5 protein-coding genes are annotated in these 14,616 nt (G+C 56.9%); all 5 read right to left on the bottom strand.

Annotated elements, in window-relative coordinates:
* Position 1: 1 nt before the first annotated feature.
* The 5 genes from drmA to drmD are packed head-to-tail and all read right to left on the bottom strand — an operon-like array spanning position 2 to position 14,397.
* Positions 2 to 3,991 (bottom strand): DISARM system helicase DrmA, encoded by a 3,990-nt coding sequence (drmA, locus tag C8E02_RS16545; RefSeq protein WP_120812676.1) that lies wholly within the window; start codon positions 3,989 to 3,991, stop codon positions 2 to 4.
* Positions 3,988 to 4,671 (bottom strand): DUF2290 domain-containing protein, encoded by a 684-nt coding sequence (locus C8E02_RS16540; RefSeq protein WP_120812673.1) that lies wholly within the window; start codon positions 4,669 to 4,671, stop codon positions 3,988 to 3,990. Before C8E02_RS16540 ends, drmA begins: the two co-directional genes overlap by 4 nt.
* Complete coding sequence (locus C8E02_RS16535; protein WP_120812669.1) at positions 4,668 to 6,845, bottom strand: DEAD/DEAH box helicase; 2,178 nt, start codon at positions 6,843 to 6,845, stop codon at positions 4,668 to 4,670. The genes C8E02_RS16540 and C8E02_RS16535 overlap by 4 nt, the downstream gene beginning before the upstream one ends.
* The gene (locus tag C8E02_RS16530; RefSeq protein ID WP_120812666.1) at positions 6,842 to 11,164 is read right to left on the bottom strand and encodes an Eco57I restriction-modification methylase domain-containing protein; all 4,323 of its coding nucleotides are present in this window, start codon (positions 11,162 to 11,164) and stop codon (positions 6,842 to 6,844) included. Before C8E02_RS16530 ends, C8E02_RS16535 begins: the two co-directional genes overlap by 4 nt.
* Positions 11,161 to 14,397, bottom strand: a complete 3,237-nt coding sequence (gene drmD / locus C8E02_RS16525) for a DISARM system SNF2-like helicase DrmD (RefSeq protein WP_245961185.1) — start codon at positions 14,395 to 14,397, stop codon at positions 11,161 to 11,163. Before drmD ends, C8E02_RS16530 begins: the two co-directional genes overlap by 4 nt.
* Between the last annotated feature and the right edge of the window lie 219 nt (positions 14,398 to 14,616).

Raw genomic sequence — 14,616 nt, 5'->3', positions numbered from 1 at the left:
TTCAATCCTCATCCTTCGTTGCGGGACGAGGCTTCCAATCGTGATCGTCCGTGATATGGCTCGTGTTCATAATCAGGCGCACGCCTGGCTCGACTTCCCGCATCGACATCGGCACGGTCCAGTTGTCCCAGGCTTGAAGTCCTGGCGACTTGATCAATGCCACGGTCTTGTCTTTTTCGGGGCCGCGCTTCTCATACGCCAAGATCCGTCCACCCTTGCTGACTTCTTTCGCCCATTCGTCGGCACGCTCCTTAAGTTCTGTCTCTGCCAACTGCTTACGCGAGTTGTCTTCAGCGACATTGCCTGCGCGAGTAGCCAATACTTTGATGGCATCAATGATCTCGGCCTGATTGGACATGCTCAGTTGGCCAGCGCCTTCGTTTGGGCTGAACTCGTCGTTCTCCAGACGCATCAGGCTCAACAGCGAGCCCGTCAGACCACGATCCATTGCGCGTGGTGAGAATGGCGTTACCGATTGCGCCTCGACGTGTTTGTAGAACGTGGCGTGGTAATGCTCGAAGGTTTCGTAATGTGACAGGTCGCGCGGTCTCGCCCACGTCAGCACCGTGCAGACCAAGCCCGGGAAGGAACGCCCGACACGACTGGTGGCCTGAATGTACTCGGCGGTTCCTTTGGGTTGTCCGTTCACGGCCATCAGGCCAAGCCGGTTCACGTCGACACCCACTGACAGCATGTTGGTCGCTAGCACCACGTCGATGGCGCGCGTGTCACCTTCCTGCCAGCGGGTCACATACTTGCCGGTAGCGGTGTCGAACTCAGACTTGAACTTGACCTCCAGGTTGTCGAGGTACTTGGGAATGTCCTGACTCGACACCCGCGACGTCAGCTCGCGAATGTTGCTGATGCTGCGTTGTGCCAGTGCGGGTCGCTCCACCATGCTCATCTGCACGCGGTAGGAACGCGTTTGCACGTCGTCCTCTGCCAATCGCTTCATGCCGCCCAACTCACGCAGGGAATTGAAATAGCCGACCATGGTCATGTACGGGTCAGCGGGTTCGCCAAAGTGGTCGAACAACTCCTGTGCTGCCGTCAAGAATGCGGTGTAAACGCGGATCAACATCGCGGGGCGTGAACTGCCGGGTGAGCACACCCCGAGGTAACGCCGTCCCGGCTTGTCTTCGATCGGACGTTGCACCGAAAAGAAGTTGTCTTCCACATCCAGACCGTGAGGTGGAAACACCGAAACACGACGCATGAAAACGTTATTCACTTGCTCCTTGGCTTTGCGCACCGTCGCCGTGGAGGCAATGATCTTCGGTTTGACCGTTTTGCCATTGAGCGTCCAGCCGCACAGTTCATCCACGGTGGTCTCATACAAGCCCACCATGGTGCCCAGCGGCCCACTGATCAGGTGGAACTCATCCTGAATGATCAAGTCAGGCGGGCGAATCGGGTTGATGGTCTTTACCTTCGAAGAAGGAAGCCCTTTGCCAGCCTGGTGGTTGCCATTGCAATCGGCACCTTGCCAAAGCAGTCCGTGGCGCTCGCATTCCTGTCCGACGCGACCAAAGAGCGTGCGCACCTGACCACGCCACGCCATCATGGCGAACTTGTCCACGGTGGCGATCATCATCGTCGGTGGGCGGTGGTAAATCTCTTCGTCGACCACCAGCACCGGAATCCCCGGATGCGGCTGCTTGCTGGACTTGCCCTTAGAGAAGTCGCAGCGGCCCTTCTTGTCGCCGCAATAGACGAAGGTGCGGCCAGAGCCTTTGTCGACCTCCACATCCCGTCCGGGTGCTACTTCCGAGCCGCACCACGGGCAACTGGTGAGTTGCGCGGGTGATGCCGCTCCTGCGTTGTACTTGCCGGGGTTGCGTACATCCTCAATGGCGCGGTGGCTGTCCTCGGTCGTGCCCGGTGTGACCTTGTTGCCAACCCAGAGGCCGATGGTGAAGGGTTCCGTGCCGAGGGATTTGTCGCCCTTATCCAGCGCCTCTCGGCGCAATACTTCCATGGCGCAAATCAATGCCGTGGCACGCTGGAACTGTTGCAGCGTCAGCAGGCGCAGCGTGTAACGCATGATCACGGCCAAACCGCGCGAACTGTCGAACCCGCCAAGATTGCCCTGCATGCGCCGGATGGCCATGGTGAAGGCGGCCACGCCCAAATAGGCTTCGGTCTTACCGCCACCGGTGGGGAACCACAACAGATCGGCGTAGGCCTCGACAGGCTCAACGCGATCCGGGTGGCTAGGGTCTGCCAGTGACGGAATCGAGAGCAGCAGAAACGCCAACTGGAATGGACGCCAGCTGCGGTTCTTCAATAGATCGAACTTGTCGATGGTGACATCCTCGCCCCGGCGCATGGCCAGCGCGTATTGGCTGCGCACGCGTTGCGTCGCCATCGCCCGGTTGGCAAACCGGAATGCGGCCAGCGCTTTGTCATTGCCTTTCAGCGTGTCGATACCCTGCTGCAGGCGGGAGTGGATCTCCTGGCATCGGTCCATCGCCTGTTGCGACTGGGTGTCGTAGCCGGTCACCTCGGACCCGACGCGTTCGCGCTGCTCATCAATCCACGCGGCGTAGTCGCGGGTTAATGTACTCAAGGCGTCGACCAGCGGGTCGATGTCCAAAGACGCCAGGCGCTGCATATCGAGCAGGCCGCTGTTGACCATCTCGCGCATCGCCGGGCGATCGATTGGATCAAGCCCGGGCGTCTCTGTCACCTGCACCTCGTACTGCGGCATCACAGTGGTGCGCACCTCGGTCGCCAGCGTCACGTCCTCTGCCGTTTCGGCATGGACGGCAACGCCATGGCCCACTGCGAACTCGACGCGGTTGCGGTAAATCATCTCCAGCGCTTCGCGCTCGGGGTCCATACCGTCTGCGTCCAACACCGGCCTACGCCGGAAGATGGCGCGCTTGGCGGCATCCTGGGTCGAACGAACGATCAGCTCGGGCTGGAACACCCACACCGTGTCGCGATTGGTGCCTGGCTCTTCTTGTGCATTCACCAGGAACAAGGTGACCAGCCGATCGCCATTGGCATTCTTGGCCCGAATGGAACCCTGCACGCGCACTTCGGGAAACTCGTTGTCAGGTGCCTGATGCGGAATCACGCCTTCGGTCAGCGGCAACACGATCTTGCCGCCACAAGGAATGCGTTGCCAGACCTTGGCCTTGGTCTGCACTTCCGTCCCGGTTTCCTTGTTCTTGCGGGTGCGGAATATCTCGTGCTCGTCACTGCGCTCGTACCGACCCCAGCGCGCCTCGATCTCGATCCGGTCAGCATCACCATCCACGCAGAAGGTCATGCCCAGGCTGCTGGGCACCAGTGATTGATTGCTGGCGGCATCGATCTCGTCAGACGAATCCGATTCCGGCTCCACACGCCCGGTGGCCGTTCCAAACTCAGCACCCGGCTCGTGCCGTCCGGGCACCTTGGCCTCCGTGGGCTCTTCTGCGTCGTCATTGGCCAGTGGCCCGTCCAACCCCTCAATGCCGCCCTGTGCAGCCTCACGCGGGGCCAGTTTGCCAACCAGGTAGCGGTCGCGCACACCCATATCGACGATGCGTTCACGGGGGCCGCCTGCCGGGCCGAGCAGGTCGTCCATCACGGCCAGTTGCAGCAGTTCGCGGATATAGGCCTGATCCTCTATGGTCGGCACTTCGGCGATGGTCTTGTGCAATGCCTTGGGGAGCGACTCCAGAAAGTCCGTCCATTGAATGCGGCCAACGCTGCCGGTGGATGGCGGGGTGAGCGAAGTAAGACCCATCGAGACAGCCGGATCAACCAACAACATGCGGTCGAAGTAGATCGTGGTAGTTTCCAGATCAGAACGAACCCGCAGCACCCGCCCGACCCGCGTGATGTGCCCAGTGGTGTTCAAAATCAACACCCAATCGTCATCGGCGATGGCATGGTACAGCGAATGCTCACCTTTCAGCCGTAACGTGTAGGGTGCCAGCGTGAGATCGGTAGCAAGGCCATGATCAATGGCGATCCATGCGTTTGGGTGATTCGTCATGCGCTCACTCCGTATGGAACGACCATGTGCATCAGCGCAGCCTCGTTCCCTGTGATCGTGGAAGGAAAATCCAGGCCATGCTTAGGCAGGCTGCTGACGAAATCGTGTTCATCAGTCTGATAGAAATTGCGCAAGACGAATTCAATGAACCAACGGGGAGTCAGTGGTGCAGAAACGGGGATGCGGCAGCCCTTGATATCGCCCAGGGTGAGATGGCAGTGCGGATGCTCTACATCCTTTGCAGCCTCAGCGTCGTAATCGAAACGCAGTGGAAAAGGAACGATGCGACGGGAGACGATATCGATAAAGAGCTCATCTCGCATATACGCCTCTGGATCATCTTGAAAGGGGCGAAGACTTGGTGATGGATAGAACGCAAGCCGGTGTTTGACAAGCAGGTCTCCATTGAAGCGATACATCAACTGAAGTAATCCGCCATCAATGAGCTTGGCGTTGTACGAACGTTTTTCACTGAGTTCGCGATGAATTTCGCCATAGTCGATGTCTCCCATTGCGAAGGAGACATGCTCGGCCCCAGCAAAGGAGACCTCCCATCCCTCAGCCGAATATTGGCGAAGAACAGGGAAATTTTGATCGTCGGCCACACCCCTTTCGATCAATGACGATAGCAATCCTTCGAGATCGTTCTTGGTATTTTGTGGGCACCGGGGAGTTGTCATTTGCGCCCCTCAAGCAAGCGCAAGAGTTCCGCTCTCTTTTTCTCATCCAGCTTCCCAAGCGAGGAGGCAATATCGTCGATATCGAGTTCGCCAGACACAATCCCATCTATGGCCTGATCGAAACTTTGTTTCTTTCTCTCCAGCCGGGCTTTGTCTGCCGGAGACAGGTCTCGATGTACGACACGAAGCTTCGACAGGATTTCGTCCGTTGGGTATGTGAAGTCGAGCCGAAAACTGTGACTCTTTAGGGTGTTGAATTCGTTAAGCAATCTTTCCATGCCTCGGCCATAACCAACGACACGAACCCAAGCCTTGCTGCGAGTGATGGCTGTAAATAGCCTGTTTCGCAGGTTTGCCAAGCCCATGGCGCTCGTATCACAGTCCTGAGCATTGATGATGTACACCATCCCTGCTTCGTTACCTTTTGCGCGAAAGATTCCCGTCAATGTTACGGATTGCGTCTCTGTCTTGAAGAACACATCGGCGTTGGTATCAACGCCTGCGAGATGATTTTGGATGCCCTTATCGAAAAGGGACTTACGGATTGGCCCCAAGCGATCTCGAGCTGAAATCGGGTCAGGATGAATGACGATGATGTCATCATGACGAAGCTCGTCCTCCTCCAAATTTTTAGATATTTGTTCGATGAGCCACGCGTTTTGAGCCGCCTCATTTTCAAAGTTCAGAAAACTCACGAGATCATCAATCTCGGAGTGTTGTTCAAGGAACAAAGGGCTGGTGTCGTTCGTGCGTTCGAGAACTACATGATCGCCTTTGGTCAAATGGCCTGCTTGAACCCGATATCCGATCTCTTCCCACAGTGCAGGCTGATCGAACATCTGCACCAAGCCAGTTTCGGCACTCTTCGAGGGGGCACGGTAAATGCCGAAACCGAGCGAATGCGCTGCCGCCAGAACAGGTCGAGAATTGCGATAGCACTTCTGAAGAATCACATCACGACGTGTATCACTGCCAAGCGTTACGCGTGGTCGCCCGCTATCGTCGTTGCCGAAAATCTCCTCCGGTGGCGGAAGCGACGTTCCCGACAAGTTTTGTAGCTCGTCATAGGCATAGACGAGTCGCCTCGGAGAGCGAAGCATCGAATAACAGAGTCGAAGGAAGCTGGAGGTGAAGTCCTGAGCTTCATCCACCAAAATGACATCGTAGACGGAGGATGGGTTCTGGACTGCATTCAGCGCTGCTGTGCATGCGCCGTCGAATGCTTTGTCATTGCCGCCAAAGCGAGAGCTGGCGGATCGGAAATCGTGAAACTCATGTCCGGATGCTCTGCAAAACTCATAGTAGATGCCATCTCGCTCATCACCGCCTGGTGCTCCCCATGCGTTTACGACGCGAATCTTCGTCCAATCAGGCTCTTCTCCGCTTTGCTCAATGCAGAAGTTGTTGATCAACCTTTTGAACTGACCTTTCAGTGACCGTGTATTGAAAGTGACTGCGATGCGCCAATCCGGGTGCTGAGTGTGCAGATATGCTGCTTTCAAGGCCAAGACGATGGTCTTGCCCGATCCCGCCAGGCCTCGAATGCGCTGAACCCCATCTACCGTTTCGATGACGGCACGGTTTTGACGATGATCCAGTGTCGCGATGGAGTCCTCAAGTTTCTTGAGTTTTGCTCCACGAGAGTCCGGCTTGTGCACCTCACGTTTCAAGCGGCTCTTTCGGATGGATGAAAGACTCTCGATCGCCGACAAAGTCAATCGATAGAGATCTTCGGATGATCCATCCCAAGACAAGCCGTTGACGACATCATTTAAGTTGTTTGCGTTGGCGATCGGGTACCCATCAATCGCGATGCGCGTGATGTCGCCCACCGCAGGTGCAAAAGTCACAACTTGAAGCGGTGGAATGAGGCTTCGTCCTTTTACGAGATCTTTGTGCAACTTCAACTTGGCTTCGATTTTATTGGCCAGGTCATCCTGTCTTGCCCCGTAATCACCAACTTCCGTTCCTTCGACCAAATCGAAAAGAATGATGCCTTTCTCCGATGTCACAACCGTCGCATCAAGGAAATACTTACCTTCAGGTGTTGCGATGAGTGGGTAGCCAAAAAAACACTCGCCTGAAAGGCCATCCGTTTCGGACAAAGCCGTTTCAAGCTCATGCGAGACGACTGGTTTGCCATTGGCCCCGCGCGTGAAGTTGAGTTGATTCATATGCCGTCTCCATTGGAGGAATTTACTTCGACTATTCGATACCGTGCTCCGCGCTTCTCGCCTTGGCGTTCAACCTTGCCGCCTGTGATCAGCTCCGCGATCGCGGTGTTCCACTGGCCATCTGTGATACGCGTGGCAGCAAGAATGTCAGCCTTGGCGTGCCAGCTAACGTGAGCTTTCAGGAAACCGAGGATCGCCGTTGAGGGCATCTCGCGATTGACGATAGTGGCAGTCCCGCTCTCGAAGTCGAAAGACGGTTGGGCCGTTGCGGCGCTGGTGGTGTGACTAGCGCGCGGGGCACGAGTCAAAGCGCGCGACGTGCCGTCAGGAGGCATCCCTTGAGCGACCTCTTGCTCGTATCGCTTGAGATTTAGCGCCGATAGTCGACGCAGAACCTCAAGGCGTGTTTGCTCATCAAATGTGAAGCGGATTTTGTTCTTATCCGAAAGCAAAGGAACCTCAAGAAAATCGTGCCTCAGCTCCAGATCGTCCCACCCATAAGATTTTTGCACTTCAGCGTCGATTTTTATTTGAAAGTCTCGCAACTCCACAACGTCTGAATCGACGACGTTCGGATCATGGAAAGCGTTGTATAGCTCGGTCAAGCCTATTCCACGAATCCGTTGCACCCGGTCCCTTACGCTTTTAAAGCTTCGCCCCAAATCAGTTAATCGCTCAGCATCGCTATGTAGTGGAAAAGCAAACGTCTCGAAAACCTCTGTTGGCGTATACCTTTGCGTTGCCCCCATTTTCGAACCCCACTTTGCAACCCACAAACTGTGGTGTGTTGAGTGGAGAATTGCAAAAACAGAGAATTCTGCCAAGCCCAGTACAATTGTTGAGTTATCAAAAACTCGGCGTCCCCACGCTTCTGACGTAGTTTTCATCAACTGAAAAACCGGATACTTGGTCACTCGGCTGCAAACAATACAATCCGTCAGGGTGTCGATATTTTTATACAATGCAGAACTGACCCCGGCATACCGCCACCAATTCTTTTTCTTTGCGGCATCCTTGATCAAGAGTCTTTCCGGGTAGACGGTTGCCTTAAGTCGATCGTAGATTATTGGAAATTTCTTTAGCTGTTCCTCGCTCATTCCGCCGGGATCAATCACAAGAAATGAAGCCTCTTGCTGAGGCGAATTCGTTATATCAGTCCCTCTTATCAGCTCCTTTATTATTGTTTTTGCCGAATAACCCTGATCGACAATTTCTTGAGCTTCTGCATGTGTGAGCTTAAATCCATCGCCAAGCAAAAATGAGCCGGATCTACCTTTCCCAAGGTAAACGGACAAGATATGAGGCTCCCCCTCAGTCTGAGCATCATCTTGGAGCGACGGCGAAATTTCGTTGACCATGTTGCCGTTTAATTTCTTGCACAGGAAATTAAACTTTGAAACATGAACGCAAGACACCAGAACGGCAGCCTTGCCAGGCCAAGGGATGTTTACATTTGCGCCATAGATGAAACCACCATCAGCAACGATAGCGCCCAGCCCACCCCTTCGCGAATCAACCTCCGATATCGACTTGGTTGCCAACAAGCCAAACGCCCCATTATTCGATAAGACTTCAAAACTGCGCCTAAAGAAGTGGCAAACCAAATCGGCTATTCCATTTATATCCGATCGAATGGTGGTCAGAAATCTCAAATATGCATCACCAAAACTAGAGCTAATCTTTCTTCCGCCCATGAATGGCGGATTTCCGATAACACAATCAAAGCCGCCATCGTGACGCTGAAACACCTCGGGAAACTCTAGAGGCCAATGAAAAGGCCGGCGCGCAGCCTTATCGGCAAGCAAGTCGGTAGATAACGTGGCGACCGATCTCCTGCACAACAAGGTAATCACGTCGAGATCGCCGTCAAAGGCTTGTCCGGCCTGAATGGCTAGAGACGCCAGCGCGTCTTCTAGTCCCGCGCCATGGCCGCCAGACACAAATACCTCTCCGATGAATGCATTGGCGACGCTTTCCGGCACTTCGAGCCTCCGGCGCGCATCAGCGTCAAAATGCGCCATGGCTTCCACATCCCGGATATCGCGGATGGGCATGCGGCGCAACTGCTGTCGCAATTCGATCGCCTCGCATACTGCCTGATCAATGTTCTGCCCGAACAGGCGTAGCTGGCCCTGACCCGTAGGGTTCATCGAAAGCTGAGTGAGCTGATCCAACCTGTGAATACCGAGCAGGCTGTCCCCGCAGCGCAAGTTATGGTCAAGAAACCCAAACGGGCGTCCTTTAGCCAGTGTCACCAGCCAGATCGACAGTTTGGCGAGTTCGACTGCCAGCGGGTTCAGATCGACGCCATACAGGCAACGCTCGGCGATGAGGCGGCGTGCGATCACCGTGCGTGCTTCACTATCACGAGGCAACGGCTCCTTGGTTGCTCCGGCATCTAGAACCTCGCCATCCACGCTCACGGTTTTGCCCGATGCTTCGACCAGTGACCAAGCCTCGACGAGGCGATCAGACAACCAGCGGCAGGCCTGCACCAGGAATGCGCCCGAGCCCATGGCGGGGTCACAAATCTTGAGGTCGAGCAGCTCGGCGGGCGACTTCAGTGCCCATCTATCGCGCGGCGTTCCTTCTGCCGGGCCGATATAGGCCACCGGCGTGAGGGTCTCGGCGACGATCGCTTCGGTCAGCGATTTCGGGGTGTAGTGGGTGCCGGTTTCGCGCCGGTCAGAACCGGTGGTAACGATGAAGGCACCAGCGGGATAGACCAGCGGATAGCCCCATGGATCGGTACGCAGCAGATGGGCATAGGGTTTGACGCGATCGCGCAGCTTGGTGTCGCCCAAGCAAGCGGTCAGCAGGCGGTCGGCCAAGGTGTCGTCGACGGGTTTTGCCAGATCATTGCGCACCCTGCTGGTGGAGCTGCCAGAGCGTTCTTGCAGTAACTCGGCCAGTCGCGCAGCACCATCCAAGCGTGCCGAATCCAACTCGGCCAACTTGACCCATGGTGTCTTGGCGTTCTTGGTGGCATCCAGTTCCAGCGTCACTTCATCGGTGCGCTTGACGGTGCGTTCGAGCAGACCCTCGTACACGTAGCCGATCTGTTCGACATCGAGCGCACGATAAGACAGCGTGCGCCCTTGGAATTGCTGAATGGCCTCCAGCAACAGCAGAACGGTGCGGTTGTCGATGGGGAGCGGCTTGGCTGCATCGCTGCGCCAGTTCGAGCCTTTGGCCCGACCTTCGAGGAAGGGGAAGCGATCGGGATCGAAGAGCGAACCGCCCAAGGCTGGCAGGCGCAGGTTTTCGTGCTCGATGCCGCCGAACACCGCGCGGAAGATCGCCAGCAGGCGCGACCAAGCGTCCCAGCGGCGCTCGAGGATTTCCTCGGACTCTTTGCGCAACTGCATGCGCAAGGTGGAGAGCGCGTAGTTGGCTTCGTAGCGCTCGTCGCCCATCAGGAGCAGGCCACGCTCCTCGGCGGAGAGCAGGAACACCAAGCGCATCATCACCGTGAGCGCGGCCTCATACAGCTCGGGTTCCTTGACGTCGTGCAGCAGTTCGCGGTTGCGATCCTGGTCGGCCTTGTCGAGTGTCTGAATCAATACTTCGACGGCGCGGCGTACTTGCTCTCCGAGGGCGTCGGTGACTTCGTCCTGGTACTTCAGGGAGCGATCGAACAGTGCGGGCAATTGTTCGGATTCATCGACAAAGAAGCGACGAATGCCGAGCAGATGCACGAAGGCCTGCAGAGTGATGGGCTCTTGGCTCCAAATGCGGGCATACCAACTGGCAAAGGTGGTGACAGCACCCACCGGTGCATCCACCAGCATCCAGCGCTCGCCATTGGTCACCAAGCCGAGGCGGCAGCCCAGCGCGCGGCACAGCGCGACCATGCGATCGGCGGGTGTGGCGGCCCAGCCATCTTGCTTCAGGGTGGCATCGAGATCGACATCCTGCGTATAGGTCTGGATCAGCAGCAGTGGTTTGTTTGCGTGTTGCTCATCGATCACGGCAAGATCGGGGGACAGCGTCACGCCGTGTTCGGGCAAGCTGGCTTTGAGGTTGGCGGCGCACCAGTCGGCGCGCTTGAGGACGTCGCCTTTACCGTCTTCATCAAGCTCAAGGCCACGCGACAATACCTCGTCGATCCATGCCGCGTGTAACTCGGCAAACTGCGCGTCGTCCAGCTCCAGCGCTTCGCGCCATTCCTCGTAGGCTTGGCGCAGACGTTTGCGCTTGGTGGCATCCAGTTCTTCCAGCCCTTGTGGAAAGGCTTCTTTCAGAACGGGAACGGCGAGGAAAGGGCCGGAGATCTCGATCAGCGACAACCAATCGTCATGCACGCAGGGAGCACTCATGCTGCACCTCCCTGAACGGCAGATGCAGGCACCAGAAAGATGACGGCGACCGGGAAGGTGCGGTCGTTCAGTTTTGCGTAGCGGGTTTCAATGGCCTCGGCCTCCTGCTGACGCTCGGCCGGAATGCGGGCGAGACGTGCTTCCAGTGCGGCGGTGTCGCGCCTTAGCTGCGTTCGTTCGTCTTCTGAGAACAAATTGAACTGCTCCGGCTGGTTGGTTTTATTCAGCTCAGCTCGAATGGATTTCTCCAACTCGTCAAGCACAGCCTCAATGTCAGCCACCTCCTGCTGTTTGCGAGTTTGCAGGGTATTTGTCAGGAACTTGAGTCTGTCTTTCGAACGGGCGTCAACCGCCTGCAGGATGGCGCTCTGTGCACGGTCGAAGCGAACTCGGATGGCGTCAAACAGAGAGTCTGCGGCCGTCAGCGGCTTGGCCTGATCCAGCCATTGCTGGACTTTGGTGACGCCCTCCTCACGACGGAATGATTTGTCGCCCAGATAGCCTCCGGCCACGGTCAGCTCTTCGTGGAGGCGATGATGGTTGCCGCCGGTGACGACCAGCCGCGAGATGACGACCACAGCAGGGCCATCAATCAGTGCGTCCGGCACCGAGCGCACTGTGACGCGGTGCAGCTTCTTCACATCGTCTTGTGCCCAGACTTCGGCGCGCAGCAAACGCAGGCACATCTGCACCAGTCGGTGGTTGAGATGAACAAGCACCACGTCGTCACGCCCGGTGGCGACGGCGTGATCGAAGGTGATAGGCCGGATTTGCAGTGTGTGGGGGTGACGCAAACCTTCGAGGCAGCGCGCCCACGAGCCCGACAGCGCGGGCATCTTGAATACGGTGCCCGCCGGGGCGTCGGCCAAGGCAAACGGCTCGAGCGGCGGACGGCCTGCCAACGCGAGGCCCGTCTTGACCGCCATGAGGATGTGTTCTGGCGTGAGGTGAAAATCCTGCTGCGTAGTCAGGAGCCGTTCGTGCAGTTTAGCGACTCGGTCTTTCAGTTCGCGCTCGGCGCGCACGAAGCATCTGGCCTTGGCGATCTTGGCTTCTGCGAGACGGGTATCGAGGTCTTTGAGCGAGCCTTCGATCAGCCCCGACATCTGCGGCGCGATGACCGGGTTGACGCTACCCATGTCTGCACGCATGGATTCGAGTTTGCGCAGCGCCCGGATGATGTCGTCGCCGTGACCGCCAATGGTTGCTTTGCCTTGTTCTCCACCATCGACGGGGTGCCAGATTAGGACTTCCTTCTGGCGCTGACCGTGTCGATCGATACGACCGTTGCGCTGCTCCATCACATTGGGGTTGTACGGGATCTCCAGATGGATGAGGCAGTTACAGTGGTTCTGCAAGTCGATACCTTCTGACGCCGCATCGGTGGCCAGCAGGATGCGCACCGCTGAATCCTTGGGCGAGGTCTGGAAGGCCGCTTTGACTTTCTCGCGCTCATCCTGCGCCATGCCACCGTGAAGGATGGCCAGTCGATCGCCACCGAAATCATGGCTGGCCAAGATCTCGTGCATCCACTGGTGCGTAGTGCGGTATTCGGTGAACAAGATGACTCGACGATCATTCCACTGACCGTCGGTCTTGAGATTGGCCTCAAGCCAGTCGAGGATGGCCTTGGCTTTGGCATCGACCTGATTCTTGGCCGTCTGCGCCCACGACCGTAGTTCGCTCAGTATTTGTTGCTGCTCTGCTGTCAGCGGCTGCGCGCGACGTGAGGCCTCTTCAACAGCCTCGGACTGCGCGTTCTCGACCTCCTGGTCGTTGGCGTAGTCCTCTTCGACTCGCAGAATGGCCTTGCGCAAAATGCGGTCGGCCATCGCATCCTTCTCTTTGCGTTGGCTCCCATTGGCCAGGGTGGCAGTGTGCTTCTCAAGGGTGGATGCAAAAGCAGCGGGAGAAGAGAAGAGCCGCTTCTTGAGCAACTGGTTGACGAACGATGTGCCGAACGCATTACCAACCCTTTCTGCGTCCTGCTCGCGGCTCACACAGTAGTCGTTCAGCTTTTGGTGAATGGCGCGCTCTTGTGCTGAGTACGGGACCTGCAGCGCTTGTAGTTTGCGCTGCGCGTAGAGTGGCTTGCCTTCGGGATCGACCAAATCGCTTTTGAGGCGGCGGATCATTACCTGACTCAGCTGCTTTTCATCCGGCAGGATGTTTCTAGCGAAACGCTGGTCGTCCAGCAACTCCAGCAAAGAAGTGAAGGATTCGGTGTAACCGTTGTGTGGGGTGGCGGTGAGAAACAGGCGATGCTGAAAGTGTGGACTGATCGAACGAATGAAGCGTGTGCGCTGACTCTCCAGCGCGTAGTTCGCCCCGGCAGCCGGGGCGATGTTGTGTGCTTCATCGACGACCAGCATGTCGAACTTGCGTGGATAGCTGGTATGCGTGGGCAAGACGTCCCGCATGGCGCGTAGTCCTTCGCCGCTCTTGACCCAGTCCATGGACGCGATCAGGCGTGGATGAGATGTCCACGGATTGGCATGGATGCCGCGATCTCGGCGTAGTTGCTTGATGTAAGCCGTGTCGACAACCCGGAAATCAAGGCCAAACTTTTCCAGCATCTCCACGCGCCACTTCTCTTGCAGCGATGCGGGGCAGACGATCAGGACGGTGCGGGCACGATGCCGCAGCAACATCTCCTGGATGACGAGACCCGCCTCGATGGTCTTGCCCAAGCCGACGTCGTCAGCGATGAGCAGATTGACGCGCGCCATATCGATGGCACGTACCAAGGGGTCGAGCTGGAAGTCCTCAATGCTGACGCCACTGCGAAACGGCGCTTGTAGAAAGCCTCTGTCCGCGTTGGTGGCGGCACCCCAGCGCACTGCATCAAGGAACGCTTCCAGCGTGTCCGAATCATCCTGACCGGAAATCGAAGGCAGACCAGATCGCTCGATGATCTGTGCGCCAGGCTCGATCTCCCAGATGACCTCAAGCTCCTCGCCGAGGCCATCCTCATCTATGGATGAGAGGGTTACCGCATTCTGCTGGACAGACGTTATAGCCAGATTGGATGAGACTATATCTGCAACTACCCATTGGCGCCTCCGAACCTCGACCAGCTGGCCAGGCTCTGGACGGGCGCGGTAAGCCTGGTTATTTTTATTGTTCATTAGTTCCATGCGGATGTTCAGTTCCTCTTTCAGTGGCAGTTGCCACAGATGTCGATTACGGAGACTGTTTCGAAGCTTCTTTTGCCGCAGCAACTGATTGGGCAACTATGGCAGCTGCGTCAGAAGGGGATTCGTGCCGCCAAAATCGGGACACGGTCCATCCCGCTTCGTACAAACGGGCATTCGTGTAGGCGTCTCGTGCGCGGTTTGCTTCTATCTTCTGTCGCCAGAACTCCGCATTCTGCTTGGGCCATGTGATGTGCATAGGGCAACTATGCCAAAAACATCCATCAATGAAAATGGCGATCTTCAGCCGGGGGAAAG

This window comes from Vogesella indigofera (assembly GCF_003633895.1).
Classification (GTDB): domain Bacteria; phylum Pseudomonadota; class Gammaproteobacteria; order Burkholderiales; family Chromobacteriaceae; genus Vogesella; species Vogesella indigofera.
The sequence above is the reverse complement of the archived record's forward strand: the minus strand, read 5'-3'. Positions and strand labels throughout refer to the sequence as shown.

Bases quoted from the DNA above. Each gene is read 5' to 3' on its own strand.
- drmA (WP_120812676.1), bottom strand. From the start codon at position 3,991: ATGACGAATCACCCAAACGCATGGATCGCCATTGATCATGGCCTTGCT.
- C8E02_RS16540 (WP_120812673.1), bottom strand. From the start codon at position 4,671: ATGACAACTCCCCGGTGCCCACAAAATACCAAGAACGATCTCGAAGGA.
- C8E02_RS16535 (WP_120812669.1), bottom strand. From the start codon at position 6,845: ATGAATCAACTCAACTTCACGCGCGGGGCCAATGGCAAACCAGTCGTC.
- C8E02_RS16530 (WP_120812666.1), bottom strand. From the start codon at position 11,164: ATGAGTGCTCCCTGCGTGCATGACGATTGGTTGTCGCTGATCGAGATC.